The organism is Streptomyces xanthochromogenes, from assembly GCF_014650455.1.
GTDB classification, from domain to species: Bacteria; Actinomycetota; Actinomycetes; order Streptomycetales; family Streptomycetaceae; genus Streptomyces; species Streptomyces xanthochromogenes.
Window position 1 is genome coordinate 299,593 of record NZ_BMUZ01000008.1, and the last position, 26,700, is coordinate 326,292.

Genomic DNA, 26,700 nt, shown 5'->3' on the forward strand with positions numbered 1-26,700 from the left:
GCCGTCCGGGGCCGCCCGCGACGGACGGACTTCGCATGCTGTGCACGAGGCTGACGAACGCGAACATCCTCACCATGGACCCCGGCCATCCGGTCGCCCGCGACCTGGGGATCTGGCGGGGCCGCATCGTGGGCCTGGACGAGGCCGTGACCTCGCTGCCCGCCCGCGAGGTCGTCGACCTGCGCGGCGCCACCGTGCTGCCCGGGTTCATCGACAGCCATGTCCACCTGGCGTGGGCCGGGTTGAAGCACAACGCCCCGAGCGTGGCCGCGTGCGAACGGGCCGACGAGGTGCTCGCCGTCATCGCGGAGGCGGCCTCGCGCACCGGGGCGCCCGGCGACTGGGTGGACGTGATGGGCTACGACCAGCGGGTCCTGGGCCGCCATGTGACGGCCGCCGAACTCGACGCGGCCAGTCACGGCCGCAAGGTGTTCCTGATGCACGACTCGGGCCACGGCTGCGTCGTCAACAGCGCGGTCCTGCGCCTGCTCCCCGCCGGCGTACCGCACCAGGACGGCTTCCTGGCGGAGGGCGCCATGGTCGCCGCCAGACGGCTCCGACTGCCCTACTCCCAGGCCGACATCGCCGACGCCGTCGAACGGGCGGCCCGGACCTGCCTCGCCGAAGGGGTGACCGCCGTCGCCGAGGCGGGCATCGGGGGCGGCCTGCTCGGCCACAGCCCGGTGGAGCTCGGCGCCTATCAACTACTGCGCGAACAGGGAAGGTTGCCCCTGCGCGTCCAGCTCATGGCGGCCGCGGACACGCTGCGCCCGCGCGACGCGCACGTGCGGGACGGACTTCCGCGCGCCCTGGACCTGGGGATGCGCACCGGGTTCGGGGACGAGTGGCTGTCGCTCGGAGCGCTCAAGATCTACACCGACGGCGGCATGATGGCCCGCACGGCCGCGCTCACCGCCCCGTACACGGGCATGGACCACACCGGCCAGTTGCAGGACGACCCCGAACGCCTGGGCCGGCTCATCGTGGACGGCCATCTGGCCGGCTGGCAGCTCGCCGTCCACGCCATCGGCGACCGCGCGGCCGACCTCGCGCTCGACGCGGTGGAGCGGGCGCAGCGGCTGCGGCCCCGGCCGGACGCGCGGCACCGGATCGAGCACGCCGGGCTGATCCGCCCCGATCAGCTGCCGCGCTTCGCGCGCCTCGGCCTCAGCGCGGTCGTCCAGCCGACGTTCCTGTACTCCTTCGGGGACGACTACGCGCGCGTGATGGGACCGGAACGGACGCCCTGGATGTACCGGGGCCGGAGCTTCCTGGACCACGGGGTGGGGCTCGTCGGCAGTTCGGACCGGCCCGTCACGGACGGCGCGCCGCTGCGGGCCGTCCAGTTCATGGTCGAGCGCGCCTCCGCCTCGGGCCTGTCGGTCGGCCCCGCGGAGGCGGTCACCGTCGAAGAGGCGCTCCACGCCTACACGGTCGCCGGCGCCCATGCCTGCCGGTGGGACGGCAGCGCCGGAAGCCTCGCCCCGGGGAAGCGGGCCGACCTGGTCGTCCTGGGGGACGACCCGCGGCGCGTCGACGTGTCCCGGATCGGCGGCATCGAGATCGTGGCCACCTTCGTCGACGGACGGGAAGCGACGGAGGCGGGGCAACTGTGAGCAGCCGGACGGACATCCTGGAACGTCTCGCCCCGCTGTGGGCGGAGCCCGCCGTCCCGGCGCGCTGGGTGATCTGGCACCGGCCCGGGGGTGAATCCCTCGTCTTCGACCGGGAGTTCAACATGCCGCTCGACGTGGACTTCGACCTGGACGACGTGGTCCTGGGCGAGGTGCTGGGCCGGATGCGCGCGGCCGGAATCCCGGAGACCGACGTCTACCCCGGCCGTCCGTGCGGGTAGTCGGGGATGCGGCCTTCCGTGAGGGGGTCGCATGCTGACGCACCGTCACTTCTGCGCGTGCCGGATCGCACGGTCGAGTTGATCCATAAAGTCAGGTAAGGCTACCCTTACTTATACCGTTCCGCAGGGGCCGGCGGTACGCCGCCACCCGGACTCCGTCCGGCACTTCCCCGCGCCCGCGAACGGCGACCCGAGGAAGGAACGCCTTGACCACGGCCGCGCTGCCCCCTGCCGCCCTCGCCGCGCTGCCGCCCCGAGCCCCCGCCGTCCGTTGGCGCGGAGCCCCCGATTTCCTGGTGCGCCCGGCGCACGAGGACGACGGGCCCGCGCTCGCCGCCCTCTCCCGGCCGTTCGCCCGCGCGGGCGCGTTGCGCGAGCGCCCCCTCGCCGCGTACCTCTCCCGGGCGTCCGACTTCCTGGTCGCCCAGGCCCCCGACGGAACCCTCGAAGGGAGCCTCGGGCTGAGCGAACACGCCGCGGACGGCGTGCTCTACAACTTCTGCGTCGCCGCCCACCGGCAGGGCTCGGGCATGGGCGGCCGCCTCCTGCAGGCGGCGTTCGCCCGGGCGCGCGGCCGCGCTCTGACGATGCTGTTCACCGCGACGACCGGAAGCGGCCGGCTCTTCCTCGGCCACGGCTTCGTCCCCACCCGCCCGGACCTGGCCCCGGCCGCCTGGGCGCGCACCCTGGACCCCGACCGCAACGCACGCGTACTGGCGCGCACCCTGTAGCACGCCGAAGGGGCGGGCCCCGTGAGGGACCCGCCCCTGAACAGGCTCCGCGTCAGGGCGAGTTCAGGCCGCGTCTGCCGTCCCGTACGCGGCGTCGAGGATCGCGGGCAGCGCCGCCACCAGGGCGTCGGCGCGCTCCTCGGGCACATTGAGGGCGGGCGCCAGCCGGACGACTCCGGGCCCGGCCGCGTTCACAAGGAACCCGGCGTCCTGCGCGGCCCGTTGGACCCGAGCGGCGACCGGCTCGCCGAGCGCGATGCCCAGGAGCAGTCCCGCGCCGCGCACTTCGCGGACCAGCGGGTGCCCCAGATTCTCGATGCCGTCCCGGAGCCGCCCGCCCACCCGCGTGACATGGGGGAGCAGCCCCTCCTTCTCGATGGCTTCCAGAACGGCGAGCGCGGCCGCGCACGCGAGGGGGTTGCCGCCGAACGTGGAGCCGTGCTGACCGGGGGTCAGCAGCTCGGCGGCCGCGCCGAAGGCGACCGTGGCGCCGATCGGCAGGCCACCGCCGAGCCCCTTGGCGAGGGTGATCACATCGGGCTCCACGTCCGGCTCCGCCCGGTGCGCGAACCAGTGTCCCGTGCGGCCGATGCCGGTCTGCACCTCGTCGATCACGAGCAGGGTGCCGGTGGCCCGGGTGATCTCGCGAGCGGCCCGCAGATAGCCCGCGGGGGCCGGGACGACGCCCGCCTCGCCCTGGAGGGGTTCGAGGACGACCGCCGCGGTGCGTTCCGTCACGGCCGCGCGCAGCGCCTCCGGGTCACCGTAGGGAACGTGGGTGACCTCCGGGGGAAGGGGTGCGAACGGGGCCTGTTTGGCCGGCTGGCCGGTGAGGGCGAGCGCCCCCATCGTGCGGCCGTGGAAGCCGCCTTCGGCCGCGACGAGGTGGGACCGCCCGGTCCGCCGGGCGATCTTGAAGGCGGCCTCGACGGCCTCGGCGCCCGAGTTCGAGAAGAACACCCGGCCGGGCCTGCCGAGGAGGGCCACAAGGCGTTCCGCCAGTGCGACGGGCGGCTCCGAGACGAACAGGTTCGACACGTGCCCGAGCCGGGCGGCCTGGTCCGCGACGGCCGCGAGCAGGTCCGGGTGGGCGTGGCCGAGGGCGTTGACGGCGATCCCGCCGGTGAAGTCCGTGTAGGCGCGGCCCGCTTCGTCCCACACCGTGCTGCCCTCGCCCCTGACCAGGGCCAGTGGGGGCGTGCCGTAGTTGTCCATCATCACCGTGCGCCAGCGGTCGGTGAGCCCGGTCGTGCTGTCGGCGGTCACGCGCCGTCCTCCTTGTCGCCGGGCCCCTCGGACCCGGGTTCCTCGTCCGGCACCACCGTGGTGCCGGGTGCGTCCTCGGCGAACAGGCCGCGCAGCAGCGCGTGCGGCACTCGGCCGTCGAGGACCTGTGCCCGCCCGACCCCGGCCCGGACCGCGCGCAGGCAGCCCTCCATCTTGGGCAGCATCCCGCTCGCCAACTCCGGTAGAAGCGCGCCCAGTTCACTTACGTTGAGCCGGCCGATGACGTCGGTGCTGCGCGGCCAGTCGGCGTACAGGCCCTCGACGTCGGTCATGACCATCAGACGGTCCGCTCCGAGGGCCACGGCGAGGGCCGAGGCCGCCAGGTCGGCGTTGACGTTGTAGACCTGTCCGTCCTCGCCGCGGGCGACGGGGGAGACCACGGGGATGCGGCCCTGCTCCAGGAGCGTGCTGATCGTGGCGGCATCCACAGCCACGATGTCGCCGACCAGGCCGATGTCCACCGGCCGGCCGTCCACCACGGCGGCCCGGCGCACGGCTGTCATGGTGTGTGCGTCCTCGCCCGACAGGCCCACGGCGAACGGCCCGTGGGCGTTGATGGCCCCGACCAGCTCCCGCTGGACGCGGCCGGTGAGCACCATGCGGACGACGTCCATCGTCTCCGGCGTGGTCACCCGCAGCCCGGCCTCGAAGCGCACCTCCAGGCCGAGCCGGTCGAGCAGGGCGCTGATCTGGGGCCCGCCGCCGTGCACGACGACGGGGCGAAGGCCCGCGTGCCACAGCTCCACCACGTCCTGGGCGAACGTCCGGTGCAGCGCCGGGTCCACCATGGCGTTGCCGCCGAACTTGACGACGACCGTGCGGCCCTGGAGCTCCTCCGGCCACGCCACGTCCGACGCGTCCGGCACCGGCGCCGCGGCCGGTGTCCTCGGCTCCGCCGTCCCCGCCCCGCTCACGAGCTGTACGCGCTGTTCTCGTGGACGTACTCGGCCGTCAGGTCGTTGGTCCAGACGGTGGCCGATGAGCCGCCCGAGCGCAGGTCCACGGTGACCTGGATGTGACGGCCCGTCAGGTCGACCTTGTCGCGGGACTCGCCCTCGGCGCCGTCCCGGCACACCCACACGCCGTTGATCGCCACATCGAGGCGGTCCGGGTCGAAGACGGCCGTCGTGGTGCCGATGGCGGACAACACCCGTCCCCAGTTGGGGTCTTCGCCGTGCAGCGCGCACTTGAGGAGGTTGTTGCGGGCCACCGAGCGGCCCACCTCGACGGCGTCCGCCTCCGAGGCCGCTCCGAGGACCGTCACCTCGATCTCCTTGGACGCGCCCTCCGCGTCCGCCACCAACTGGCGGGCCAGGTCCTGGCACACGGCGTGCACGGCCGCGGTGAGCACCGCGGGCTCGGGCGCCACGCCCGACGAACCCGAGGCGAGCAGCAGCACGGTGTCGTTCGTGGACATGCAGCCGTCCGAGTCCACCCGGTCGAAGGTGGTGCGCACCGCCTCGCGCAGCGCCGTGTCCAGGACTTCGGCGCTCGTCTCGGCGTCCGTGGTCAGCACGACCAGCATGGTGGCCAGGCCCGGGGCGAGCATGCCCGCGCCCTTCGCCATGCCGCCCACCGTCCAGCCGTCGCCATCGGCCACCGCGGTCTTGTGGACGGAGTCCGTCGTCTTGATGGCGACGGCCGCGGCCTCGCCGCCGTCGGCCGAGAGCCGGTCCGCGACGGCGTCGATGCCGGCCGTCAGCCGGTCCATCGGCAGCCGCACCCCGATCAGGCCCGTGGAGCACACCGCGACCTCGTCGGGGCCGACGCCCACGGCCCGGGCCGTCCGTTCGGCCGTCAGCCGGGTGTCGTCGGCGCCGCCCGGTCCCGTACAGGCGTTGGCGCCACCGGAGTTGAGGACGACGGCGGATATCCGCCCGTCGGCGAGCACGCGGCGGGACCAGCGCACGGGCGCGGCCTGTACGCGGTTGGAGGTGAAGACACCGGCGGCGGCGCGGGACGGCCCCCGGTTCACGACCAGGGCGAGGTCGAGGTCGCCGGACTCCTTGAGGCCGGCGCTCACTCCGCCGGCGAGGAATCCCTGGGCGGCGGTCACACTCACGGGGCCACTCCATTCGTGGGCAGGCCGAGCCGTTCCGGCAGGCCGAGGGCGATGTTCATGCTCTGCACCGCGCCACCCGCGGTGCCCTTCGTCAGGTTGTCGATGGCGCTCACGCAGATCAGCCTGCGGGCGTCGGGGTCCACGGCGATCTGCACCTGGGCGCTGTTCGAGCCGAGGACGGCGGCGGTGGACGGCCATTGGCCCGGCGGCAGCAGCCGTACGAACGGCTCGTCGGCGTACGCGGCCTCGAACACCTCGCGCACCTCGTCCTCCCGGCAGGCGACTCCCGGGCGCAGCCGGGCCGAGCAGGTGGCGAGGATGCCCCGGGGCATGGGCGCCAGGGTCGGGGTGAAGGACACCGTCACGTGTTCGCCCGCCGCGAGCGACAGGTTCTGGACCAGCTCCGGGGTGTGCCGGTGGCCGCCGCCGACACCGTACGGGCTCATGGACCCCATCACCTCGGAGCCGAGGAGGTGCGGTGCGGGCGAGCGCCCGGCGCCCGAGGTCCCGCTGGCGGCGACGATGACGGCCTCCGGTTCGACCAGGGCGGCCGCGTGGGCGGGGAACAGCGCGAGGGTGGCCGCGGTGGGGTAACAGCCCGGCACCGCGATGCGGGAGGTTCCCTTCAACTCGGCCCGTGCCCCCGGCAGTTCGGGAAGACCGTACGGCCACGTCCCGGCGTGTGGCGAGCCGTAGAACCGTTCCCACGCGGCCGGGTCGCGCAGCCGGAAATCGGCGCCGCAGTCCACCACGAGCGTGCCGGGGTCCAACTCCGCCGCCAGGGCGCCGGATTGACCGTGGGGGAGAGCCAGGAACACCACGTCGTGGCCGCGCAGGGAGTCCGCGGAGGTGTCCAGCAGGAGCCGCTCGGCGAATTCCGCCAACTGCGGCTGTACGGAGCCGAGTCGGCGGCCCGCGCTGGAGTGGGCGGTCACCGCGCCGACCTCCGCCCCGGGGTGCGAAGCCAGCAGGCGGAGCAGTTCCCCGCCCGCGTAGCCGCTGGCACCGGCCACCGCGACCCGTACGGTCATGTTCTTCCATTCTCTGTGTTCGCGGACGCAGGAGCGCGGCAGCGGCAGCCCACCCGCATAACTTAGCCAAGCCTAACCTAATACGGCATGCCTGTACGGCCCATCGGAGGGGGCAACGGTTCATCCGGCCCACCGCGCGTCGGGCCCCCGTGCGACGGCCTTGGCGGTGTCGAGGGGCCGGACACCGCGAGCCCGGTCGCTCGCGGGCGCCGGCGCCGGGTCAGGTGGCCCGGCTCCGCGCCGAGGACGGGCGGGGCCGGGCGCACGGGGGAGCCGTGAGGAGCCGTCGGACCTGCTCGCCGGCCTCCGCCGGGTCGTGGGCCGGGGCCGGGAAGGGGAAGCGCAGGTCGCAGTGGCCCCGGCGGTATTCGCAGCGCACGGTGATGCCGTGGCGGTCCAGGGCGAAGGGGGCCGCGCGCAGGACGCCGGACGGCAGGTGTGCCCCGGCGCGGACCACCAGCTCGGACACCAAGTCCTCGTGGGCGTCGGCGAGATGCGTCAGCATGTCGGCCTCCTCGACGGCGAGCGGATCGGGTTGGGCGAGGGCGACCTCGTCGAGCCCGACCTCGACCGGTCCCGCCGGAGTGCGCAGCGTCACGCGCGCGGCGTCGAGGCGAAGCCGCCCGTCGATGCGGCCCGGCCGCTGAGGGGTCAGCCAGCCGGAGACCGTCACCCGCGCCCGCACCCGGTCACGGATCGCGGTCGCCGCGACATCGGTGAAGTCGAGCAGCGCCGCGAGGCTGCCGCGCGGCGCGGTGGCGACGTGGGCGGTCAACGGGCTGTCCGCCGGGGGGTGAAGGGAGATCCGGCCCCTCGCATCGACCGCGTGCATGCCGATCAGGTCGTAGCACTGCGCCTGGGTGACGAGGGACAGGGAAGCGGCCTGGGCCAGCACGGAGCGGACGCGCTCGGCGGCGGTCGGCTCGGTCGGCCCGGCATCTGCGGCAGCACTCACGGCAACTCCTCACGGCATGGGCCGAGGCCCCGTAACTCGTAACTCAGGTAAGGCTAACCTAACTTTCATGGGGTGGTGCGTCCAGGGGGGACGGTGCTTGGGGGAGGGGCGCGGAGGGATGCGGGGCGCTCGCGCGGGGGAGGACGTCGGCCATGGTCCCCACGTAGGTCGTCCCGTGGCCGCAGCTCGTGACCGCAACCGCTCACGGACCTGATCGCCCCTCCCGTTTGGCAGGGAAGAAGCCGTCACGGTCACCTTCTTGTAGACCGAACCGGTGGGTGCGGGCTTGGGCGATGACGTCTTGGGGCGGTCGGGGTTCTCGAAGATGATCACCTGTCCCGGGAAGGTGGGCATCTTCCGGATTCGCTATTCCGGCGCGGTGAGTTCGTCGTCCACTCCTAGGCCGGCCTGGTGGACCGCCGCTTCGCAGAACTCCCGAGGGGGGCAGTACTGGTGCTCCATGATGTAGTGGAGCACCAGAGTGGGGGCCGCGTAGACAATCCCGTCCGTGCCCTCGACGTGCACCTCGGCGGAGCCGAGGAACAGCTCCTTCGGACCTCTGTCCCCTCCGGGAACAGAGGGTCCGAGCGCCTGGCAGAAATCGCACCGGTGGTAGCCACGCATCTGATTCTCGGGATGAGCGCAGAGGACTTTCAGCGCGTCCACCACGACGTCCGCCACGAGCCCTTTCTGGTACTCGTGCCGACTGGAGAGCCACCCAACGTTCACCGTCCCACGCTCGGACGGCTCGTAGGTGTAGGGGGAGAGGTCTGGGAAGTAGGTCATGATGCTTTCCTGGCGCAGAGGATCACAGCGGTCACGGCAGATTGCGATGTGGACCGGCCCCATGGTGGGCTGGAGGTACGTCACTGAGGAGAGTGTCCTTGCTCGCGGTGATCGAGCCGGACATCATTGCCAGGTCGGCGCCGGGCTTCACGGTGCACATGGAGCAGTTCGCGCCGGTGCCGGTCACGCTGCCCTGGAACGCATCGACTCCGGCCGAGATGCCGGTGAAGGCCAAGCACCGACGGCCGAGGACCTACAGCCTCTTGGCGACGGGACGCGAGCGGAAGGCCATCAACCGAAACTACTTCAACTCCTACGTGCGGAAGCCCGCTCTGGCGGCGGCAGGTGTGATCGCCGCGCTGGACGAGGGCAGCGCTGAGAGTGCTCGCGTGGGGGAGCCGTCCCGGAAGCGGGGATGCCGCCGCACCCCTCCCTGGCCCGCCGAAGAGCGGTGCAGGCGGGGTGCGGCGGCATCGTGGTGTCAGATGTCGCGGAAGATCTCGATCTGCGCGCCCACCGAGTTGAGGCGCTCGGCCAGGTCCTCGTAGCCGCGGTTGATGACGTACACGTTGCGGAGCACGGACGTGCCTTCGGCGGCCATCATGGCGAGGAGGACCACCACCGCCGGGCGCAGGGCCGGGGGGCACATCATTTCGGCGGCGCGCCAGCGGGTCGGGCCCTCCACCAGGACCCGGTGCGGGTCGAGGAGTTGGAGGCGGCCGCCGAGGCGGTTGAGGTCCGTGAGGTAGATCGCGCGGTTGTCGTACACCCAGTCGTGGATGAGCGTCTTGCCCTGGGCCGCCGCCGCGATCGCCGCGAAGAACGGCACGTTGTCGATGTTGAGGCCGGGGAACGGCATCGGGTGGATCTTGTCGATGGGCGCCTCCAGCTTGGAGGGGCGCACGGTGAGGTCGATCAGCCGGGTGCGCCCGTTGTCGGCGGCGTACTCGGCGGTGCGGTCGTGGTCGAGGCCCATCTCCTCCAGGACCGCGAGCTCGATCTCCAGGAACTCCACCGGCACCCGGCGGATCGTCAGCTCGGACTCGGTGACGACGGCCGCCGCGAGCAGGCTCATCGCCTCGACCGGGTCCTCGGAGGGCGAGTAGTCGACGTCGACGTCGATGTCGGCCATGCCGTGCACGGTCAGGGTGGTGGTGCCGATGCCCTCGACCTTGACGCCGAGCGCCTCCAGGAAGAAGCACAGGTCCTGGACCATGTAGTTGGAGGAGGCGTTGCGGATGACGGTGACGCCGTCGTTGCGGGCGGCGGCGAGCAGCGCGTTCTCGGTGACGGTGTCGCCGCGTTCGGTCAGCACGATCGGGCGGTCGGGCGCGGTGCGCGACACCTCGGCGTGGTAGATGCCCTCGGTGGCCGTGATGTCCAGGCCGAACCGGCGCAGCGCGATCATGTGCGGCTCGATGGTGCGCGTGCCGAGGTCGCAGCCGCCGGCGTAGGGCAGCCGGAAGCGGTCCATGCGGTGCAGCAGCGGGCCGAGGAACATGATGATGGAGCGGGTGCGGCGGGCGGCCGCCGCGTCCATCGCGTCGAGGTCGAGCTCGGCCGGCGGCACGATCTCCAGGTCGGTGCCCTCGTTGATCCAACGGGTGCGCACACCAATGGAGTTGAGGACTTCGAGGAGACGGTAGACCTCTTCGATGCGGGCCACCCGGCGCAGCACGGTACGGCCCTTGTTGAGCAGCGAGCCGCAGAGCAGCGCGACACAGGCGTTCTTGCTCGTCTTGACGTCGATCGAGCCCGAGAGGCGGCGGCCGCCCACGACCCGCAGGTGCATGGGGCCGGAGTACCCGAGCGAGACGATTTCGCTGTCGAGCGCTTCCCCGATGCGCGCGATCATCTCAAGGCTGATGTTCTGGTTCCCCCGCTCGATGCGGTTCACGGCGCTCTGGCTGGTGCCCAGAGCCTCGGCCAACTGCGTCTGTGTCCAGCCCCGGTGCTGCCGGGCGTCACGGATGAGCTTGCCGATGCGTACGAGGTAGTCGTCTGCCATAGGGGCAGGTTATCTCAGATATGAGATGACGCTCGCGCCCGGGGGAGCCAACAGGGTGAGGAACCGTCAGTTCCGATCCTGTGACTTCCGTACCGGAGCGGCAACCGGAGGGGGTCCATCCGGGAATGAGGATATTTCGGGCGCCGGGCGTGTCGCGGGTTGAGCGGCGAGGTGCGGGAGCGGCCGACCTCCGCCCGCGTGAACCCCCGTGCCGCGCCCCGGAGGCGGCCGTTTCCCGCCCGCGCGAACCACCGTGCCACGGCCCGGAGGCGGCCGTTGCCCGCCTGCGTGAACCTTCGTGCCGCGCCCCGGAGGCTCGCCCGCCTGCGTGAACCCCCGCGCCACGGCCCGGAGGCGGCTGTGCCCCGCTCGGGTGAACCCCGTGCCCCGCAGGCGGCCTCGCGTGCCCGGGTCGGGCCGCCCCCTTCTCCGGGCTTTCTCAGCCCAGTGCTTCCAGGAGTTCGCGTTCGCGCTCGTCGCTCAGGCCGGCCCCGCGCGGGCGATCCAGGCCCTGTTCCCGCTCCCAGCGCAGGGTGTCCTCCAGGAACTGCCTCCGCGGCCGGTGTCGCAGACCGGCCGCGCCGGCCGCGGCGCCGCTGCGGGCGCCGAAGCCGGCCCAGTCCGGGTCGGCCACCCACAGCGCGAGCGACTCGGGGCCCATGGCCTGGGTCACCTTCTGCCCGATCAGCCACTCGTCGTCGGCCTCCACCACCGGCCCGGAGTGCCCGCCGATCTCCCGCGACAGCGCGATCCACTCCCCGAGCGGCACGACCGGGCCGACCGCGTCGAACGTGCCGGTCGTTCGCCTTTCGGCGCAGTCGAGCAGCCACGCCGCGAGGTCCCGTACGTCGACGAACTGGGTCCCGACGCCCGCAGAGGCCGGCACGAGCAGCGGAGCCCCGGGCGCGCGGGCCGCGCGGGCGGCCCAGCACCCCGAGCGGCCGGTGTGGTCGCCGGGGCCGCCGATCAGCCCCGGCCGGGCGATGAGGAGCCGGTCGCCCAGTACGGCCGCGGAGGCCTGTTCGCACGCCACCTTGGCCGCCCCGAACAGCGCGGGCTCGACCTCGTCCAGCTCGGTCGCCGGGAGCAGTTCGGCCGCTTCGTCCGCGCCGAGCGGCCCGTGCGAGGCGTACGCGCTGACCGATGAGACGTACGTCCAGTGCGCCGCCCGCCCGCCGAGCGCCGCCAGCGCGGAGCGGACGAAGCCGGGCTGCCACGACAGCTCGACCACGGCGTCCCAGTCCCGGCCCGCCACGCCGTCGTACGCCGCCGGGTCGCGCCGGTCCGCGACGACCAGCGTCGCGCCCTCGGCCACCTCGCCGCTCTCGCCGCGCGCCAGACAGGTCACCCGGTGCCCGCGCGCCCGTGCCTGCCGCGAGAACTCGCGGCCCACCCATGCCGTTCCGCCCAGTGTCAAGATCTCCATCGGCCCACCCAAACACGGGCCGCGGGGCCCGCCCATGGGGCTTCGCCCAGGGCGTAGGGGCGTGCGCGCACGGGCGGACCCCGTGCGTGGGGGTGCCCCCGCCCGGGGAGCGGCGTGCGTGACCCCGGTCACCGGGGCCCGTGGCGGAGGGGGCGCACCGGCGCCCGCGCATGACCCATCGGCGGCCATGTACTAGAGTTATCTCGACATCGAGATATCTACCGGGGCGCACCGCAGCCGACGCTCGGTAAGGGTTACCTAACTTAGCCTTACCTCAGCGAATCGACAACATGTCGTGGCGGCAGGATTGTGGTGGAACGCGCACACTTATGAAGGAGACTGTCGTGTCGGCGAACAGCTTCGACGCCCGCACCACGCTGAGCGTGGGCGACGAGTCGTACGAGATCTTCAAGCTGGACAAGGTCGAGGGCTCCGCGCGCCTCCCTTACAGCCTGAAGGTTCTCCTGGAGAACCTGCTCCGCACCGAGGACGGCGCGAACATCACCGCCGACCACATCCGGTCGCTCGGCAACTGGGACTCCCAGGCCCAGCCCAGCGAGGAGATCCAGTTCACGCCGGCCCGCGTGATCATGCAGGACTTCACCGGCGTGCCCTGCGTCGTGGACCTCGCCACCATGCGTGAGGCCGTCAAGGAGCTCGGCGGCGACCCGGCGAAGGTCAACCCGCTCTCCCCGGCCGAGCTGGTCATCGACCACTCCGTCATCGCCGACAAGTTCGGCACCAAGGACGCGTTCGCGCAGAACGTGGAGCTGGAGTACGGCCGCAACAAGGAGCGCTACCAGTTCCTGCGCTGGGGCCAGACCGCCTTCGACGACTTCAAGGTCGTCCCCCCGGGCACCGGCATCGTCCACCAGGTCAACATCGAGCACCTGGCCCGTACGGTCATGGTCCGCAACGGCCAGGCCTACCCGGACACCCTGGTCGGCACCGACTCGCACACCACCATGGTCAACGGCCTCGGCGTGCTCGGCTGGGGCGTCGGCGGCATCGAGGCCGAGGCCGCGATGCTGGGCCAGCCGGTCTCGATGCTCATCCCGCGCGTCGTCGGCTTCAAGCTGACCGGTGAGCTGAACCCGGGCACCACCGCCACCGACCTCGTCCTCACGATCACCGAGATGCTGCGCAAGCACGGCGTGGTCGGCAAGTTCGTCGAGTTCTACGGCGAGGGTGTGGCGGCCACGAGCCTCGCCAACCGCGCCACCATCGGCAACATGTCCCCGGAGTTCGGCTCCACCGCCGCGATCTTCCCGATCGACGACGAGACGCTGAAGTACCTGCGCCTGACCGGTCGCGACGCCCAGCAGGTCGCCCTCGTCGAGGCGTACGCCAAGGAGCAGGGCCTCTGGCTTGACCCGGCCGCCGAGCCCGACTTCTCCGAGAAGCTGGAGCTCGACCTCTCCACGGTCGTCCCCTCCATCGCCGGCCCGAAGCGCCCCCAGGACCGCATCGTGCTCGCCAACGCCGCCCAGCAGTTCGCGCTCGACGTGCGCAACTACGTCGAGGACGACGACGAGGCGGGCAAGGAGTCCTTCCCGGCCTCCGACGCCCCGGCCACCACCAACGGCGTGCCGACCCGCCCGACCCCGGTCACCCTCGCCGACGGCACCACCTTCGAGATCGACCACGGCGCCGTCACCGTCGCCGCGATCACCTCGTGCACCAACACCTCGAACCCGTACGTGATGGTCGCCGCGGCGCTCGTCGCGAAGAAGGCCGTGGACAAGGGCCTGACCCGCAAGCCGTGGGTCAAGACGACCCTCGCCCCGGGCTCGAAGGTCGTCACCGACTACTTCGACAAGGCCGGCCTCACCCCGTACCTCGACAAGATGGGCTTCAACCTCGTCGGGTACGGCTGCACCACCTGCATCGGCAACTCCGGTCCGCTGGACGAGGAGATCTCGAAGGCGATCAACGAGCACGACCTCGCGGTCACCTCGGTGCTCTCCGGCAACCGCAACTTCGAGGGCCGGATCAACCCCGACGTCAAGATGAACTACCTGGCGTCCCCGCCGCTGGTCGTCGCGTACGCCATCGCCGGTTCGATGAAGGTCGACATCACCACCGAGGCGATCGGCACCGACACCGAGGGCAACCCGGTCTTCCTCAAGGACATCTGGCCCACCGAGGCCGAGGTCAACGACGTCGTGGCCAACGCCATCGGCGAGGACATGTTCAACAAGTCCTACCAGGACGTCTTCGCGGGTGACGCGCAGTGGCAGTCGCTGCCGATCCCGACCGGCAACACCTTCGAGTGGGACGCCGAGTCCACCTACGTCCGCAAGCCCCCCTACTTCGAGGGCATGACGATGGAGACCACCCCGGTCTCCGACATCGAGGGCGCCCGCGTCCTGGCGAAGCTGGGCGACTCGGTCACCACCGACCACATCTCCCCGGCCGGTGCGATCAAGGCCGACACCCCGGCCGGCAAGTACCTCACGGAGCACGGCGTCGAGCGTCGTGACTTCAACTCCTACGGCTCGCGCCGTGGCAACCACGAGGTCATGATCCGCGGCACCTTCGCCAACATCCGTCTGCGCAACCAGATCGCGGAGGGCACCGAGGGCGGCTTCACGCGTGACTTCACGCAGGCCGACGCGCCGGTGTCGTTCATCTACGACGCCTCGCAGAACTACCAGGCCGCCGGCATCCCGCTGGTCATCCTGGCGGGCAAGGAGTACGGCTCCGGCTCGTCCCGCGACTGGGCCGCCAAGGGCACCGCGCTGCTCGGCGTCAAGGCCGTCATCGCCGAGTCCTACGAGCGCATCCACCGCTCGAACCTGATCGGCATGGGCGTCCTGCCGCTGCAGTTCCCGGAGGGCGCCACCGCCGCCTCGCTCGGCCTCACCGGCGAGGAGACCTTCTCCTTCACCGGCGTGACCGTCCTGAACGACGGCAGCACCCCGCGCACCGTCAAGGTCACCACCGACACGGGCGTCGAGTTCGACGCGGTCGTCCGTATCGACACCCCCGGCGAGGCGGACTACTACCGCAACGGCGGCATCATGCAGTACGTGCTGCGCAGCCTGATCCGCAACTAGGCAGCACCGGCACCAGGAACGACGGCAGGGCCGCACCTCCCTCACGGAGGTGCGGCCCTGCCGCTTGTGTGCTTGCGTGCCCGAGTGTCAGGACGTCATCAGGCGGTAGATGTCGTAGCCGTAGCCGATCTGCACCCGCGCCTGGTACGGCGCCGCCGCGTTGCCGGTGCCCCGGTACAGCCACAGGTTGCCGCTCGGCTCACGGGCGACGAGGTCGGTCTTCCCGTCCAGGTCGACGTCGCCGCTGGAGACCAGCGTGTCGAACATGTTCCAGCCGGAACCGATCCTGGTGCGCGGCGCGAAGGGGGCGTTGTAGTTGCCGGTGCCCTTGTAGAACCACAGCACGCCGGACGTGTCGCGGGTCACGATGTCGGCCCTGCCGTCACCGTCCAGGTCGCCCTTGCCGGCGAGTTGCGTGTACGCGTCCCAGCCGGCGCCCACCTTGATGCGGCTGGTCACGGTGCCGTCGCCGTAGCCGAGGTACAGCCACAGCACGCCCGTCGCGTCGCGCGCGACGATGTCGTAGCCCTGGGCGCCGCCGAGGTTGCCGGGGGAGAGCACCTTGTCGTAGATGTTCCAGCCGCCGCCGATCGGCTTGTCGGTGTTGGCGTCGGGCCAGAAGTGCAGGTCTCCGGTGGGGCTCCACTGCCATTCCCCGTCGATGTACCCGTCGGCGTCGTTGTCGACGTACGCGTCGTTGGCCAGGTTCGCGAGGCTGCCCTCGACCGCCTCGCGCGGGGTCAGGCCGCCGGTGCCGTTCGGGCCGTACAGCCAGCCCTGGTTGGCGTTGTCCACCCCGAGCAGGGGGAAGACCGGGTTCGCGGCGTTGGTGGGAGTGGCGGCGACCTTCGCGGCCCCGTTCCGGGCCGTGGGCGCGTGCTTCGTGGCCGCCGGCAGGTGCCCCCAGGTCCCGGTCCCGGTCCCGCTCCCGGTGTCGGCCGATGCCGCCCCGGCGCTCACGCCGACGAGTGCGGAGACGACCGCCGCCACGGCGAATCGGGACAACGACGTGCCGCTCTTACGGCTGTTGATTCTGGCCACGTATCGCTCCTGGTGTCGGTGACAGTGGCGCGGGCGGGATGTCGGAAGACTGACGAAACGTCCAGCATCCCGCCGCGATAGTTCCACCGCATCTTTACATGTCAACTCGTTTGGTATGGGCGGAAGATGGGATTTTCCTCCGCTCCAACGAGTGAACTTCCCAGGGGGCACAATCCGGCCTCGGCGGCCCGGGCTGCTGCCGCGACGGCGGCGGGGCCGCACCCCCCGCGAAGGAGGTGCGGCCCCGCTGCTCTTGCGTGCCGTGCGTCAGGAGGTCATCAGCCGGTAGATGTTGTAGCCGTAACCGATCTGGACGCGCGCCTGGTACGGGGCGGCGGCGTTGCCGGTGCCCTTGTACAGCCACAGGCCGCCGTTGGTGTCCCGCGCGATGAGGTCGGTCCTGCCGTCCAGGTCGACGTCACCCGTGGAGACCAGCGTGTTGTACGCGTTCCAGCCGCCACCGATTTTGGTGCGCGGCGCGAACGGCGCGCTGTAGTTGCCGGTGCCCTTGTAGAGCCACAGCACGCCGGCCTTGTCGCGCGCCACGATGTCGGCCTTGCCGTCACCGTTCAGGTCGCCCTTGCCGGCGATCTGGGTGTACGCGTCCCAGCCGGCGCCCACCTTGATGCGGCTGGTCATGGTGCCGTTGCCGTAGCCGAGGTACAGCCACAGCACGCCCGCCTTGTCGCGCGCGATCAGGTCGTAGGCCTGACCGCCGGCGAGGTTGCCGGGGGAGAGCACCTTGTCGTACATGTTCCAGCCGCCGCCGATCGGCGTGCCGGAGCCGGTGTCGGTGTCCTTGAAGTAGCGCAGGTTCCCGTTGCCGTCCCACTGCCATTCGCCGTCGATGTCGCCGTCGGCGTTGTTGTCGACGAACGTGTCGTTGGCGAGGTACGGGAAGTAGCCGGCTATCGTGCGCGCCCCCAGACCGCCGGTGCCGTTCGGGCCGTAGACCCAGCCGCTGTTCGAGTTGTCGACGGCGAGCAGCGCGAAGATCGGGTTCGCGGCGTTGCCGGGCGTCGCGGCGGGGGCCGCCGCGGCGAAGTTCCTGGCCTTCGGCGCCTGCTTCGGCGCGTGCTTCGGTGCCGCGGGCAGGTGGCCCGGGTAGACACCGTCGGCCGAGGCCGCGCCGGCGCCGACGCCGACGAGTGCGGCGGCGATCGCCGCCACGGCGAGACGGGAGAACGCCTTGCCGGTCTTACGGCCATTGAATTTGGCCACGTAGTGCTCCTGTGATGACGATGAGGTCACGGCCGGGATGCCGGACGACTCACGAGCCGTCCGGCATCCCACCGCGACAGATCCACCGCATCTTTACATGTCAACTGGCATGACCCGACGCGAAGATGGACCTCGTCAAGCCGATATCGGGCCAAACCCGGTCAAGAGAGCAGCTCGACCTCCGCGAGCGTCGCCGACCCGCTGCCGCTCACCAGCCGGTAGTGCGGATACGAGCCGGGGGCCCGCACTGAGAACACCCGGGTCTGGTGGTCCCAGGAGAACCGCTCGCCCGTGCGCCGGTCGACGTCCTTCCACGTGGTGCCGTCCGTCGAGGCCTGGAGCGTCCAGGACGTCGGCGCCTTGGCGCGGTCCGCCGAGGTGAGCGTGTACTGCAGCGTCCGCGTCGGCCCCGCGACCGGCAGCTCCACCGAGGTCAACTCGCCGGACGTCGCGGAGGAGTTGTCGAACAGCGGACCGGAACCGGTGATCGCGTCGGCCGGGGGAGCGGGCACCTTGTCGTCCTTGGTGAGGGAGACCGGCGCCGCGTTCTGGCCGGTGCCCCACGACGAGGGCTCGGGGCCCATGGTGAAGTCGAGCGTGCCGCCCCGCGCCAGCAGGTCGTGCGGCAGGGCCGTGGAGTTCCACGCCTTCCCGTCGACCTTCAGGGACTGCACGTACACGTTGGCCGCACTGTTCTTCGGCGCCTTCACGACCAGGTCGCGGCCGTTCTCCAGATGGACGGTCGCCTTGGTGAACAGGGGCGAGCCGATCGCGTACTCGCCGCTGCCCATCACCAGCGGGTAGAAGCCGAGCGCCGAGAACACGTACCAGGCCGACTGCTCGCCGTTGTCCTCGTCGCCGTGGTAGCCCTGCCCGATCTCGCTGCCGTTGTAGAGGCGCCGCAGCACCTCGCGGACCTTCTCCTGCGCCTTGTAGGGCTGCCCGGCCGCGTCGTACATGTACGTGACGTGGTGCGCGACCTGGTTGGAGTGGCCGTACTGGCCCATCCGCACGTCCCGCGCCTCGGTCATCTCGTGGATGACGCTGCCGTACGAGCCGGCGAAGTCGGGCGAGGCCGTCTCGGGGGTCGCGAAGTAGGTGTCCAGCTTCCGGGCGAGGCCGGACCGGCCGCCGTACAGGTTGGCGAGGCCCCGCGAGTCCTGCGGGGCGGTGAAGGCGTAGCCCCAGCCGTTGGTCTCGGTGTAGTCGTAGCCCCAGACGCGCGGATCGAACTTGGCGCTGTCCACGCGCCATTGACCGCTCGCGTCCTTGCCCTGGAAGAAGCCCGCCTTGGAGTCGAAGAGCTTCACGTAGTTCTGGGCGCGGCCCAGGAAGTACGCCGACTCCTCCTTGTACCGGGGCTTCTTCGTCTTCTCGTACAGCGCCTGGCCCATCTTCGCCAGGCCGTAGTCGTTGACGTAGCCCTCCATCGACCAGGACAGGCCCTCGGGGGTGGAGGTGGGGGCGTAGCCGAGGAAGGGGGAGGTGGTCATGCCCTTGCGGCCCACTCCGGAGGAGGGCGGGACGACCGTGGCGTTCTTCAGGGCGGCCTCGTAGGCGGCCTCGGCGTCGAACTTCACGCCCTTCACATAGGCGTCCGCGAAGGCGACGTCCGAGCTGGTGCCGGTCATCAGGTCCGCGTAGCCGGGCGAGGACCAGCGCGAGATCCAGCCGCCGTCCTTGTACTGCTGCACGAAGCCGTCGACCATCTCGCCGGCCTTCTTCGGGGTGAACAGCGAGTAGGCCGGCCAGGTCGTGCGATAGGTGTCCCAGAACCCGTTGTTGACGTAGACCGTGCCGTCGACGACCTTCGACCCGGTGTGCGTGGGGGTGTCCTCGCCGGCCTTCGGCGCAAACGGGCTGGCGTACCGGTTCTTCGAACCGACCTTCTCGAAGCCCGAGTTGGGGTACAGGTAGAGCCGGTAGAGCGAGGAGTAGAGGGTGGTCAGCTGGTCCTGGGACGCACCCTCGACCTCGATGCGGCCCATGATCCTGTCCCACGCCTGGCGGGCCCGGTCCTTGACCGTGTCGAAGCCGGTCCGCGCGGGGATCTCGGCCGCCAGGTTGGCCTTCGCCTGGTCCACGCTGATGAGGGAGGTCGCGAGCCGCAGGGTGACGGTGCGGTCCTTGCCCGCCTCGAAGCGCGCGTAGCCGGTGACGTCGGCGCCTCCGCCGCCGGGCAGCTTGCCGCTCGCGGTCACCGCCGTGTCGAAGACCCCGTATACGAAGAGCCGTCCGGCGCCGGTGGACAGGCCGCTCCTGACGTCCGAGAACCCGGTGAAGGAACGCGTCTTGGGGTCCAGGGTGAGGCCGCCCTGGTTGGTCACGTTGTCGAGGATCAGGCTCGCGTCGTCACCGGGATAGGTGAACCGCATCATCGCCGCGTGGTCGGTCGGCGTGATCTCCGTCCTCAGACCGTTCTCGAAGGTGACGCCGTAGTAGTACGGCTTCGCGGTCTCGTTCTCGTGCCGGAAGGGCAGCGCCCGGGCGGTCCGGGAGGCGTCCGGGGTGCCGGCCGCCGCCGACGGCATGACCTGGAAGGTCTGCCGGTCGCCCATCCACGGGCTCGGTTCGTGGCTGGCACTGAAGGCCTGGAGGGTGGGCAGGTTGTCGGCGTTGTTGCGCCGCGCGTAGTCGTACAGCCAGTCCTGCGAACCGGCGTTGGTGACCGGCGTCCAGAAGTTGAACCCGTTGGGCACCGCGGTCGCGGGGAAGTTGTTGCCGCGCGAGAAGGAGCCGCTCGAATGGGTGCCGCGTGTGGTCAGCGCGTAGTCCGACAGGTGCGCCAGGGGCTCGGCGGGCTTCTTCGGCGCGAGGGTGAGGTCGTCGATCCAGCCCTGGAACTTGGCCGGGCCCCTGGGGGAGTCGTAGGCGACCAGGATCCGGTCGACCCGCTTGCCGGCGGCGACCGTGCCGATCACCGAGGAGACCTGGTTCCACTGGTTGACGTAGAGCGTCTTGGCGGCGCCCTGGCCCTGCGGGCTGAGCACCCCGCCGTGCGAATCGAGGGCCTTCAGATCACTCAGATGGGTGCCGTCGCTGAAGGCGAGGTCGACGGACACGTTGGTGGCCGGGTAGGTGAGGTCGGTCTCCGTCATCGACGGGAAGACCTTGTAGTCGAGCTCGGTGTCCCGGGTGACCGGCAGGTCGACGTCGAACACCTTGTTGTACGAGTAGGCCCGCCCGTCGGCCTTGTGCGTACCGGCGTAGCGCAGCGCCCGCTTCCCGGTGAAGCCCGCGTTCGCCTTGGCGGTGGGGGAGCCGCCCGGGCCGCGGTCCGGCGTGGTCAGCATGTCGGGCGGGGCCGGGGTGCTGGTGTCGCCGTCGGAGAACTGGATGTCGCCGAGCTGGGTGATGGGCGCGCCGCCGTTGGCGGTGATCTCCAGGCGGTAGTGCGCGTAGGCGGTGGTGTTGGCGAAGTCGTACGTCCTGGTCTGGAAGCGGTCCTTGAAGCTCTCGCCGGAGCGGCTGTCCAGGGTCTTCCAGTCCTTGCCGTCCGTGGAGCCCTTCAGGGTCCAGTCCCTGGGGTCGCGTTCGGGAGCGTCGTTGGCCGACGTCAACGCGTAGGTGAGGGTCTTCACCGGTTCGGACAGATCGAATTCGAGCCAAGCCGTCGGCTGGAAGGCGAGCCATTTCGTGCTGGGCTGGCCGTCGACGAGGTTCTCCTTCACCTCGCCGCCGTCGGTGTTCTCGGCGCTGGCCCGGACGTCGGTGACCTTGTCGGTCACATTGCCCGGTATCCCACTGGTGAACGCGCCGTCGACCCCGGAGGCCCGCTTGGTTCCCGCACGGTCCGTATCTACGGTATTGGTCCAGTCCGGCTGGGGCTGACCGGTTTCGAACGAGGTGCTGAACCGGCCGCCGGACAGCGGGGGTTGAGCCGGCGCGGACGGTGCTCCGACGGCCGAGGGGGCCGTCACTACGAGCAGGAACGAGGCGGCGGCCAGGGCGGCCGCCGGCGCTCGTCGGTACCGGGATCTGGGCAGCATGCGGGCCCTTTCCTTCGGCGCGTACCGGGTTCAACCGGCAGCTGCGAGGTGGACAACGTTGTCAGAGCGGAAACGCAGGATCCAGTAGCGTGGCAAGTGCCGGTTGGTGTCAAGGGTGTTGGGAAGGAATGGATGGCCGGAATCGGCGGGGGCAATGCGGACGTCAAGGTGTGTAATGCGCGTCAAAAGCAACAGCCTCCTCCACATTGGTACGGACCAAGAGATATATCCGCGAGGTCTCAACTCGGGAAAGACTGTCGGCCAACCGTGCTTTCGATCTTGCTCAGTTGACGGGAAGTGGACTATACCTGTCGGCGTCCGGGCAACCCGCTGAACGCGGGCGGGGGGAACGCGTGCGGGCCGGTCGGCCCGGGACCGGGCAGCCTCCGCGATGGATGTACGAGATCACTCACGCTTCAACTGTTCGCGGGCGTCGGCGGATTCCGCTGCACCGCATGAGTCCTGGAGAAGGCGAGGACTTGAGCATGGGATCCGAGATCAACCGCCGTGACGCACTCAAGCGGGCCATGGCGATCGGCCTGTTTGCGGTGCCGGCGACGTCACTGCTGAGCGCATGTGCCAGTTCCGACAGCGGTGACACCACCAAGAAGCCGAGCTCGCAGGGCACCAAGTCGGCGGACAACCCGCTGGGTGTCAACAAGGGCACGGCTCTTGAGGCCTTCGTCTTCAAGGGCGGCTTCGGCGACGACTACATCAAGTCCGCCGAGGCCGACTACAACGCCAAGTACGGCATCACGATCAAGCACACCGGCACACAGGCCATCGGCCCGAAGCTCCAGCCGCGGTTCGCCGGCAGCACCCCGCCGGACTTCATGGACAACTCGGGCGCCGACAACCTCGACACCGCGGCCCTCGCCAAGACCGGCAAGCTCCAGGACCTCACCCCGCTCCTGGACGCGCCGACGATCGACGACCCCTCGAAGAAGGTCCGCGACGTCCTGATCGCCGGCACCGTCGAGCAGGGCCAGTTCGGCTCCAAGGAGGTGTACGCGTTCAACTACGCGTTCACCGTCTACGGCACCTTCTATTCCAGCAAGCTGTTCAAGGACAAGGGCTGGACCTACCCCCAGACCTTCTCGGACATGCTGGCGCTCTGCAAGAAGATCAAGGCCGCGGGCATCGCCCCCTTCACGTACCCGGGCAAGTACCCGTACTACGTGCACTTCGACCTCCTGCACCAGATCGGCAAGGTCGGCGGCAAGGAGGCGCTCAACGCGATCGACAACCTCGACGACGGCGCCTTCAAGACCGACGCGGTCAAGGAAGTCATCTCGTACTACGAGGAGCTGGCGGGCCAGGGCTACTTCCTGCAGGGCTCCGAGGGCATGACCCACATCCAGATGCAGACCGCCTGGACGCAGGGCCGCGCCGCGATGGTGGCCGACGGCTCCTGGGTGGAGAACGAGGCCGCGCCCACCATGCCGAAGGACTTCGGCCTCGCGGTCGGCTCCCTCATCGGCTCCGGCCCGAGCGACAAGCTGCCCTTCGGCGCCCTGTACGCGGCGGCCGGCGAGCCGTTCATCGTGGCCAAGGACGGCAAGAACCCCACCGGCGGCATGGAACTGCTGCGCATCATGCTCAGCAAGAAGCAGACCACCAACTTCACCAACGCCATCAAGTCGCTGACCTGTGTCCAGGGCGCCGCCGACGGCCTCTCCCTGACGCCGGGCCTGACCTCGGCGAACGCCGCGCTGAAGGCGGCCGGCCCGAACGTCCTCAACTCCCGCCTCCAGGACTGGTACAAGAAGCTGAACAACGAGACCATCGGCAACCTGACCCTGGACCTGCTCAGCGGCAAGATTAAGGCCACCGAGTGGATCGACAAGGCCCAGAAGGCCTCGGACGACACCAAGAAGGACTCCTCCGTCCCGAAGTTCAAGCACCTCTGACGGGGTCGCTTACCACTACTGGCTGAGACGAGAGCGACCGGCGACATGCGACACGGCAAGTACCGGTTCATCATCGGATTCCTGGCAATTCCCCTGGCGCTGTACGGGGTCCTCGTGATCTCGCCCTTCCTCCAGGACTTCCAGATTTCGCTGACGAGCTGGAGCGGACTGACTCCCGAGAAGAACTTCATCGGGCTCGACAACTATCAGAAGCTGATCCACAACGACCTTTTCTGGAAGGCGTTGTGGCACAACGTACTTCTGCTGCTCTGCGTGCCGGTCGTCACGCTGGCTTTCGGTCTCTTCTTCGCCTTCATGCTGAATGTCGGCGGCCGTCGCAGGGGTTCTGCGGGGGTCGCCGGCGTGCGGGGCTCCGGCCTCTACAAGGTGATCTTCTTCTTCCCGCAGGTCCTCTCGATCACGATCATCGCGATCCTGTGGCAGCAGATCTACAACCCCGACCCCGAGAACGGGATGCTCAACTCCCTGCTCTCCGGCGTCGGTCTGGGCTCGCTCCAGCAGTCCTGGCTCGGCGACTCCAGCATCGCGCTGATCTGCATCATGGTCGTGATGGTGTGGGCGAACGTCGGCTTCTACGTCGTTCTGTTCTCCGCCGGAATGGCCTCCATCCCGGGCGAGATCTACGAGGCGGCCCTCCTGGACGGCGCCTCACGGGTCAAGACGTTCTTCCGGATCACCCTGCCGCTGCTGCGGGACACCGTCGCCACCGCCTGGGTCTACATGGGCATCATCGCGATGGACGCGTTCATCTACGTACAGCTGATGTCGGTGAACGTCGGCGGCCCCGACGAATCCACCGACGTGGTCCCGCTGCTCCTCTACAAGACGGCGTTCCGGGACAACAGCCAGTACGGAATGGCCGCCGCCATGGGTGTCGCGATGCTGATCGTGACCCTGGTGTTCGCCATTCTCAGCATGCGGCTCTCGCGCCGCGAGCGCATCGAATTCTAGGGGTGGCGCGATGACGACCGAAACCATGCAGGTGGACGGCGAGCAGTCCGCCGTACCGCCCACCGCCAGCGCCGCCCGCTGGAAGTGGCGCAGCAGTGAGGGAGGCGTGCTGAACGCCTTCTCCCACGTCTTCCTCCTGGTCTGGGCGCTCATGGTGGGCGTGCCCCTCCTCTGGGCCCTGTGGAGCTCGTTCAAGACGTCCGGGGACATCCTCACCCACCCCTGGTCGCTGCCCACCGAGTTGCACTTCGACAACTGGTCGCGGGCCTGGAGCAAGGCCAACATCGGGCAGTACTTCCTCAACACGGCCTTCGTGGTGGGTCTTTCGACCTTCGGCACGATGCTGCTCGGCTCGATGGCGGCCTATGTGCTGGCCCGCTTCGAGTTCCCCGGCAACAGGTTCATCTACTTCCTGTTCGTCGGCGGCATGGCGTTCCCCGTGGTGATGGTGCTCGTCCCGCTGTTCTTCGTCAGCAAGAACCTGGGCATCCTGAACACGCTGCCCGGGCTCGTGCTCATCTACATCGCGTACTCGCTGCCGTTCACGGTCTTCTTCATGACGGCGTTCTTCCGTACGCTGCCGACCACCGTCGCCGAGGCCGCGCTGATCGACGGGGCCTCGCACACCCGGACGTTCTTCCAGATCATGCTGCCGATGGCGAAGCCCGGCATCATCAGCATCGGCATCTTCAACGTGCTCGGTCAGTGGAACCAGTACCTGCTGCCCCTGGTGCTCAACCAGGGCGACACCAACCACTGGGTGCTCACCCAGGGCCTCGCGGACCTCGCCGTGCAGCAGGGCTACCAGGGCGACTGGGGCGCGCTCTTCGCGGGCCTGTCGATCGCGATGCTGCCCGTGCTCGCCGTCTACATCGTCTTCCAGAAGCAGGTCCAGGCGGGCCTGACCGCGGGGGCGCTCAAGTAGCCGCCCCGAACACCCGCCCTCTTCCCCCGACCGCCCGTGGGCCCCGTGCCCGCGGGCGGTCGCGTGTTCCCCGATCCGTACCGCGTCCGCTCAGGTCTTGACGGGAGACCACCCCGAAGGCTGAGCTTAGGGTTCACATGTTGGAGAAAAGACGGGGCCTCATTGCTGCGGCTCCGTGCGGGGGCGGCCGTCGTGCCGCCCGCCTACGGTGGGAGTGGATGAGTCGATGGAGACTCCGGGGTCGCAGACGTCGTTGCACCGGGCCAACCTCGAACGGGTCGTACGGGCCGTGCGCATGGCGGGCTCGCTGACCCAGGCCGAGATCGCCAGAGCGACTGGCCTGTCCGCGGCCACCGTCTCCAACATCGTCCGCGAGCTGAAGGACGGCGGGACCGTCGAGGTCACCCCCACGTCGGCCGGCGGCCGCCGGGCCCGCAGCGTCTCGCTCAGTGGGTCGGCCGGCATCGTCATCGGCGTCGATTTCGGCCATACGCACCTGAGGGTCGCGGTCGGCAACCTGGCCCATCAGGTACTCGCCGAGGAGTCCGAGCCGCTCGATGTCGACGCCTCCTCCGCGCAGGGCTTCGGCCGGGCGGAAGAGCTGGTCAAGCGGCTGATCGCGGCCACCGGCATCGGCCAGGACAAGGTCATCGGGGTGGGTCTCGGGGTGCCCGGGCCCATCGACGTGGAGTCCGGCACGCTCGGCTCCACCTCGATCCTGCCGGGCTGGACCGGCATCAACCCCAGCGAGGAGCTCGCCGGGCGTCTGGGCGTGCCGGTGTACGTCGACAACGACGCCAACCTGGGCGCGCTCGGCGAGCTGGTCTGGGGCGCCGGGCGCGGGGTGCGCGACCTCGCGTACATCAAGGTCGCCAGCGGTGTGGGCGCCGGCCTGGTGATCGACGGGCAGATCTACCGGGGGCCGGGCGGCACCGCGGGGGAGATCGGGCACATCACCCTGGACGAGTCGGGACCGGTGTGCCGCTGCGGCAACCGCGGCTGCCTGGAGACCTTCACCGCGGCCCGCTACGTGCTCCCCTTGCTGCAATCCAGCCACGGGGCAGACTTGACGATGGAGCGGGTGGTCCGGATGGCCCGCGAGGGCGACCCGGGCTGCCGCCGGGTGATCGCCGACGTCGGACGCCACATCGGCAGCGGCGTCGCCAACCTGTGCAACCTCCTCAACCCCAGCCGGGTGGTCCTCGGGGGCGATCTGGCGGAGGCCGGGGAGCTGGTTCTGGGCCCCATCAGGGACTCCGTGTCGCGGTATGCGATCCCCAGCGCCGCGCGGCAGTTGTCGGTCCTTCCGGGGGCCCTCGGAGGACGTGCCGAAGTGCTCGGCGCGCTGGCCCTCGTCCTGAGCGAAATGGGGGATTCGACCCTGTTGGACAGTGCACTCCCCGCCTCGGCGCCTGCCTTCACTTAGATAACGGATGGCACCG

General features: G+C 70.3%; 20 protein-coding genes. 8 read left to right on the plus strand and 12 right to left on the minus strand.

From position 1 onward, the window contains the following. Nucleotides 1-35: 35 nt before the first annotated feature. The 3 genes from IE267_RS22365 (at nucleotide 36) to IE267_RS22375 (ending at nucleotide 2,586) form a co-directional block, all read left to right on the plus strand. The gene (locus tag IE267_RS22365) at nucleotides 36-1,616 is read left to right on the plus strand and encodes an amidohydrolase (protein WP_189764433.1); all 1,581 of its coding nucleotides are present in this window, start codon (nucleotides 36-38) and stop codon (nucleotides 1,614-1,616) included. Continuing rightward, the gene (locus IE267_RS22370; RefSeq protein WP_189764434.1) at nucleotides 1,613-1,855 is read left to right on the plus strand and encodes a hypothetical protein; all 243 of its coding nucleotides are present in this window, start codon (nucleotides 1,613-1,615) and stop codon (nucleotides 1,853-1,855) included. The genes IE267_RS22365 and IE267_RS22370 overlap by 4 nt, the downstream gene beginning before the upstream one ends. A 206-nt stretch (nucleotides 1,856-2,061) precedes the next feature. Further along, nucleotides 2,062-2,586, plus strand: a complete 525-nt coding sequence (locus IE267_RS22375; RefSeq protein WP_373304580.1) for a GNAT family N-acetyltransferase — start codon at nucleotides 2,062-2,064, stop codon at nucleotides 2,584-2,586. Nucleotides 2,587-2,649: 63 nt separating this feature from the next. Here the strand turns inward: IE267_RS22375 and IE267_RS22380 are convergent, their stop codons facing one another. From IE267_RS22380 to IE267_RS22420, 9 genes are all read right to left on the minus strand, one after another. Then, nucleotides 2,650-3,804, minus strand: a complete 1,155-nt coding sequence (locus tag IE267_RS22380; RefSeq protein ID WP_189764483.1) for an acetylornithine transaminase — start codon at nucleotides 3,802-3,804, stop codon at nucleotides 2,650-2,652. Between the two features lie 44 nt (nucleotides 3,805-3,848). After that, nucleotides 3,849-4,739 (minus strand): acetylglutamate kinase, encoded by an 891-nt coding sequence (gene argB, locus IE267_RS22385; protein WP_373304582.1) that lies wholly within the window; start codon nucleotides 4,737-4,739, stop codon nucleotides 3,849-3,851. Between the two features lie 44 nt (nucleotides 4,740-4,783). Then, entirely contained in the window at nucleotides 4,784-5,935 is a 1,152-nt protein-coding gene (gene argJ, locus IE267_RS22390) for a bifunctional glutamate N-acetyltransferase/amino-acid acetyltransferase ArgJ (RefSeq protein ID WP_189764436.1), read from the minus strand. Continuing rightward, nucleotides 5,932-6,966 carry an N-acetyl-gamma-glutamyl-phosphate reductase gene (gene argC, locus IE267_RS22395; RefSeq protein ID WP_167152742.1) on the minus strand — a complete coding sequence of 345 codons (1,035 nt, stop codon included), beginning with the start codon at nucleotides 6,964-6,966 and terminating at the stop codon, nucleotides 5,932-5,934. Before argC ends, argJ begins: the two co-directional genes overlap by 4 nt. A 220-nt stretch (nucleotides 6,967-7,186) precedes the next feature. Further along, on the minus strand, nucleotides 7,187-7,921 hold the full coding sequence (locus IE267_RS22400) for a DUF2470 domain-containing protein (protein WP_167152741.1): 735 nt from the start codon (nucleotides 7,919-7,921) through the stop codon (nucleotides 7,187-7,189). 366 nt (nucleotides 7,922-8,287) lie between these two features. Continuing rightward, nucleotides 8,288-8,707 (minus strand): DUF7919 family protein, encoded by a 420-nt coding sequence (locus tag IE267_RS22405; protein ID WP_189764437.1) that lies wholly within the window; start codon nucleotides 8,705-8,707, stop codon nucleotides 8,288-8,290. A gap of 31 nt (nucleotides 8,708-8,738) precedes the next feature. Beyond that, on the minus strand, nucleotides 8,739-8,942 hold the full coding sequence (locus IE267_RS22410) for a hypothetical protein (RefSeq protein WP_189764438.1): 204 nt from the start codon (nucleotides 8,940-8,942) through the stop codon (nucleotides 8,739-8,741). Between the two features lie 246 nt (nucleotides 8,943-9,188). Then, nucleotides 9,189-10,715 (minus strand): helix-turn-helix domain-containing protein, encoded by a 1,527-nt coding sequence (locus IE267_RS22415; RefSeq protein ID WP_161257295.1) that lies wholly within the window; start codon nucleotides 10,713-10,715, stop codon nucleotides 9,189-9,191. A 439-nt stretch (nucleotides 10,716-11,154) separates the two neighbouring features. Next, a complete protein-coding gene (locus IE267_RS22420; protein WP_167152740.1) occupies nucleotides 11,155-12,141 on the minus strand; it encodes an NAD-dependent epimerase/dehydratase family protein in 987 nt (328 codons plus the stop codon). A gap of 329 nt (nucleotides 12,142-12,470) precedes the next feature. Between IE267_RS22420 and acnA the strand changes: the two genes are divergently transcribed. Then, entirely contained in the window at nucleotides 12,471-15,200 is a 2,730-nt protein-coding gene (acnA, locus tag IE267_RS22425; protein WP_161257301.1) for an aconitate hydratase AcnA, read from the plus strand. A gap of 87 nt (nucleotides 15,201-15,287) precedes the next feature. Here acnA and IE267_RS22430 read toward each other — a convergent pair whose 3' ends face one another. The 3 genes from IE267_RS22430 to IE267_RS22440 form a co-directional block, all read right to left on the minus strand. Further along, a complete protein-coding gene (locus IE267_RS22430) occupies nucleotides 15,288-16,241 on the minus strand; it encodes an FG-GAP repeat domain-containing protein (protein WP_189764439.1) in 954 nt (317 codons plus the stop codon). 267 nt (nucleotides 16,242-16,508) lie between these two features. Then, nucleotides 16,509-17,462, minus strand: a complete 954-nt coding sequence (locus IE267_RS22435) for an FG-GAP repeat domain-containing protein (protein ID WP_167152738.1) — start codon at nucleotides 17,460-17,462, stop codon at nucleotides 16,509-16,511. A 161-nt stretch (nucleotides 17,463-17,623) separates the two neighbouring features. Further along, nucleotides 17,624-21,451: a GH92 family glycosyl hydrolase gene (locus IE267_RS22440; RefSeq protein ID WP_189764440.1), complete on the minus strand. Its 3,828-nt coding sequence runs from the start codon at nucleotides 21,449-21,451 to the stop codon at nucleotides 17,624-17,626. A gap of 485 nt (nucleotides 21,452-21,936) precedes the next feature. Here IE267_RS22440 and ngcE point away from each other — a divergent pair, with 485 nt between their 5' ends. From ngcE to IE267_RS22460, 4 genes are all read left to right on the plus strand, one after another. Continuing rightward, on the plus strand, nucleotides 21,937-23,361 hold the full coding sequence (gene ngcE / locus IE267_RS22445) for an N-acetylglucosamine/diacetylchitobiose ABC transporter substrate-binding protein (protein WP_167152736.1): 1,425 nt from the start codon (nucleotides 21,937-21,939) through the stop codon (nucleotides 23,359-23,361). A gap of 45 nt (nucleotides 23,362-23,406) precedes the next feature. Beyond that, on the plus strand, nucleotides 23,407-24,333 hold the full coding sequence (locus IE267_RS22450) for a carbohydrate ABC transporter permease (protein WP_167152735.1): 927 nt from the start codon (nucleotides 23,407-23,409) through the stop codon (nucleotides 24,331-24,333). 10 nt (nucleotides 24,334-24,343) lie between these two features. Next, nucleotides 24,344-25,258: a carbohydrate ABC transporter permease gene (locus IE267_RS22455; protein WP_167152734.1), complete on the plus strand. Its 915-nt coding sequence runs from the start codon at nucleotides 24,344-24,346 to the stop codon at nucleotides 25,256-25,258. A 226-nt stretch (nucleotides 25,259-25,484) separates the two neighbouring features. Next, complete coding sequence (locus tag IE267_RS22460; protein ID WP_161257329.1) at nucleotides 25,485-26,684, plus strand: ROK family transcriptional regulator; 1,200 nt, start codon at nucleotides 25,485-25,487, stop codon at nucleotides 26,682-26,684. The last annotated feature ends 16 nt before the right edge of the window (nucleotides 26,685-26,700 follow it).

Coding starts and splice junctions, on each gene's coding strand:
- ngcE (WP_167152736.1), top strand. CDS start 21,937: ATGGGATCCGAGATCAACCGCCGTGACGCACTCAAGCGGGCCATGGCG.
- IE267_RS22440 (WP_189764440.1), bottom strand. CDS start 21,451: ATGCTGCCCAGATCCCGGTACCGACGAGCGCCGGCGGCCGCCCTGGCC.
- IE267_RS22455 (WP_167152734.1), top strand. CDS start 24,344: ATGACGACCGAAACCATGCAGGTGGACGGCGAGCAGTCCGCCGTACCG.
- argC (WP_167152742.1), bottom strand. CDS start 6,966: ATGACCGTACGGGTCGCGGTGGCCGGTGCCAGCGGCTACGCGGGCGGG.
- IE267_RS22420 (WP_167152740.1), bottom strand. CDS start 12,141: ATGGAGATCTTGACACTGGGCGGAACGGCATGGGTGGGCCGCGAGTTC.
- IE267_RS22415 (WP_161257295.1), bottom strand. CDS start 10,715: ATGGCAGACGACTACCTCGTACGCATCGGCAAGCTCATCCGTGACGCC.
- IE267_RS22405 (WP_189764437.1), bottom strand. CDS start 8,707: ATGACCTACTTCCCAGACCTCTCCCCCTACACCTACGAGCCGTCCGAG.
- IE267_RS22450 (WP_167152735.1), top strand. CDS start 23,407: ATGCGACACGGCAAGTACCGGTTCATCATCGGATTCCTGGCAATTCCC.
- IE267_RS22380 (WP_189764483.1), bottom strand. CDS start 3,804: ATGATGGACAACTACGGCACGCCCCCACTGGCCCTGGTCAGGGGCGAG.
- IE267_RS22365 (WP_189764433.1), top strand. CDS start 36: ATGCTGTGCACGAGGCTGACGAACGCGAACATCCTCACCATGGACCCC.
- acnA (WP_161257301.1), top strand. CDS start 12,471: ATGAAGGAGACTGTCGTGTCGGCGAACAGCTTCGACGCCCGCACCACG.
- IE267_RS22460 (WP_161257329.1), top strand. CDS start 25,485: ATGGAGACTCCGGGGTCGCAGACGTCGTTGCACCGGGCCAACCTCGAA.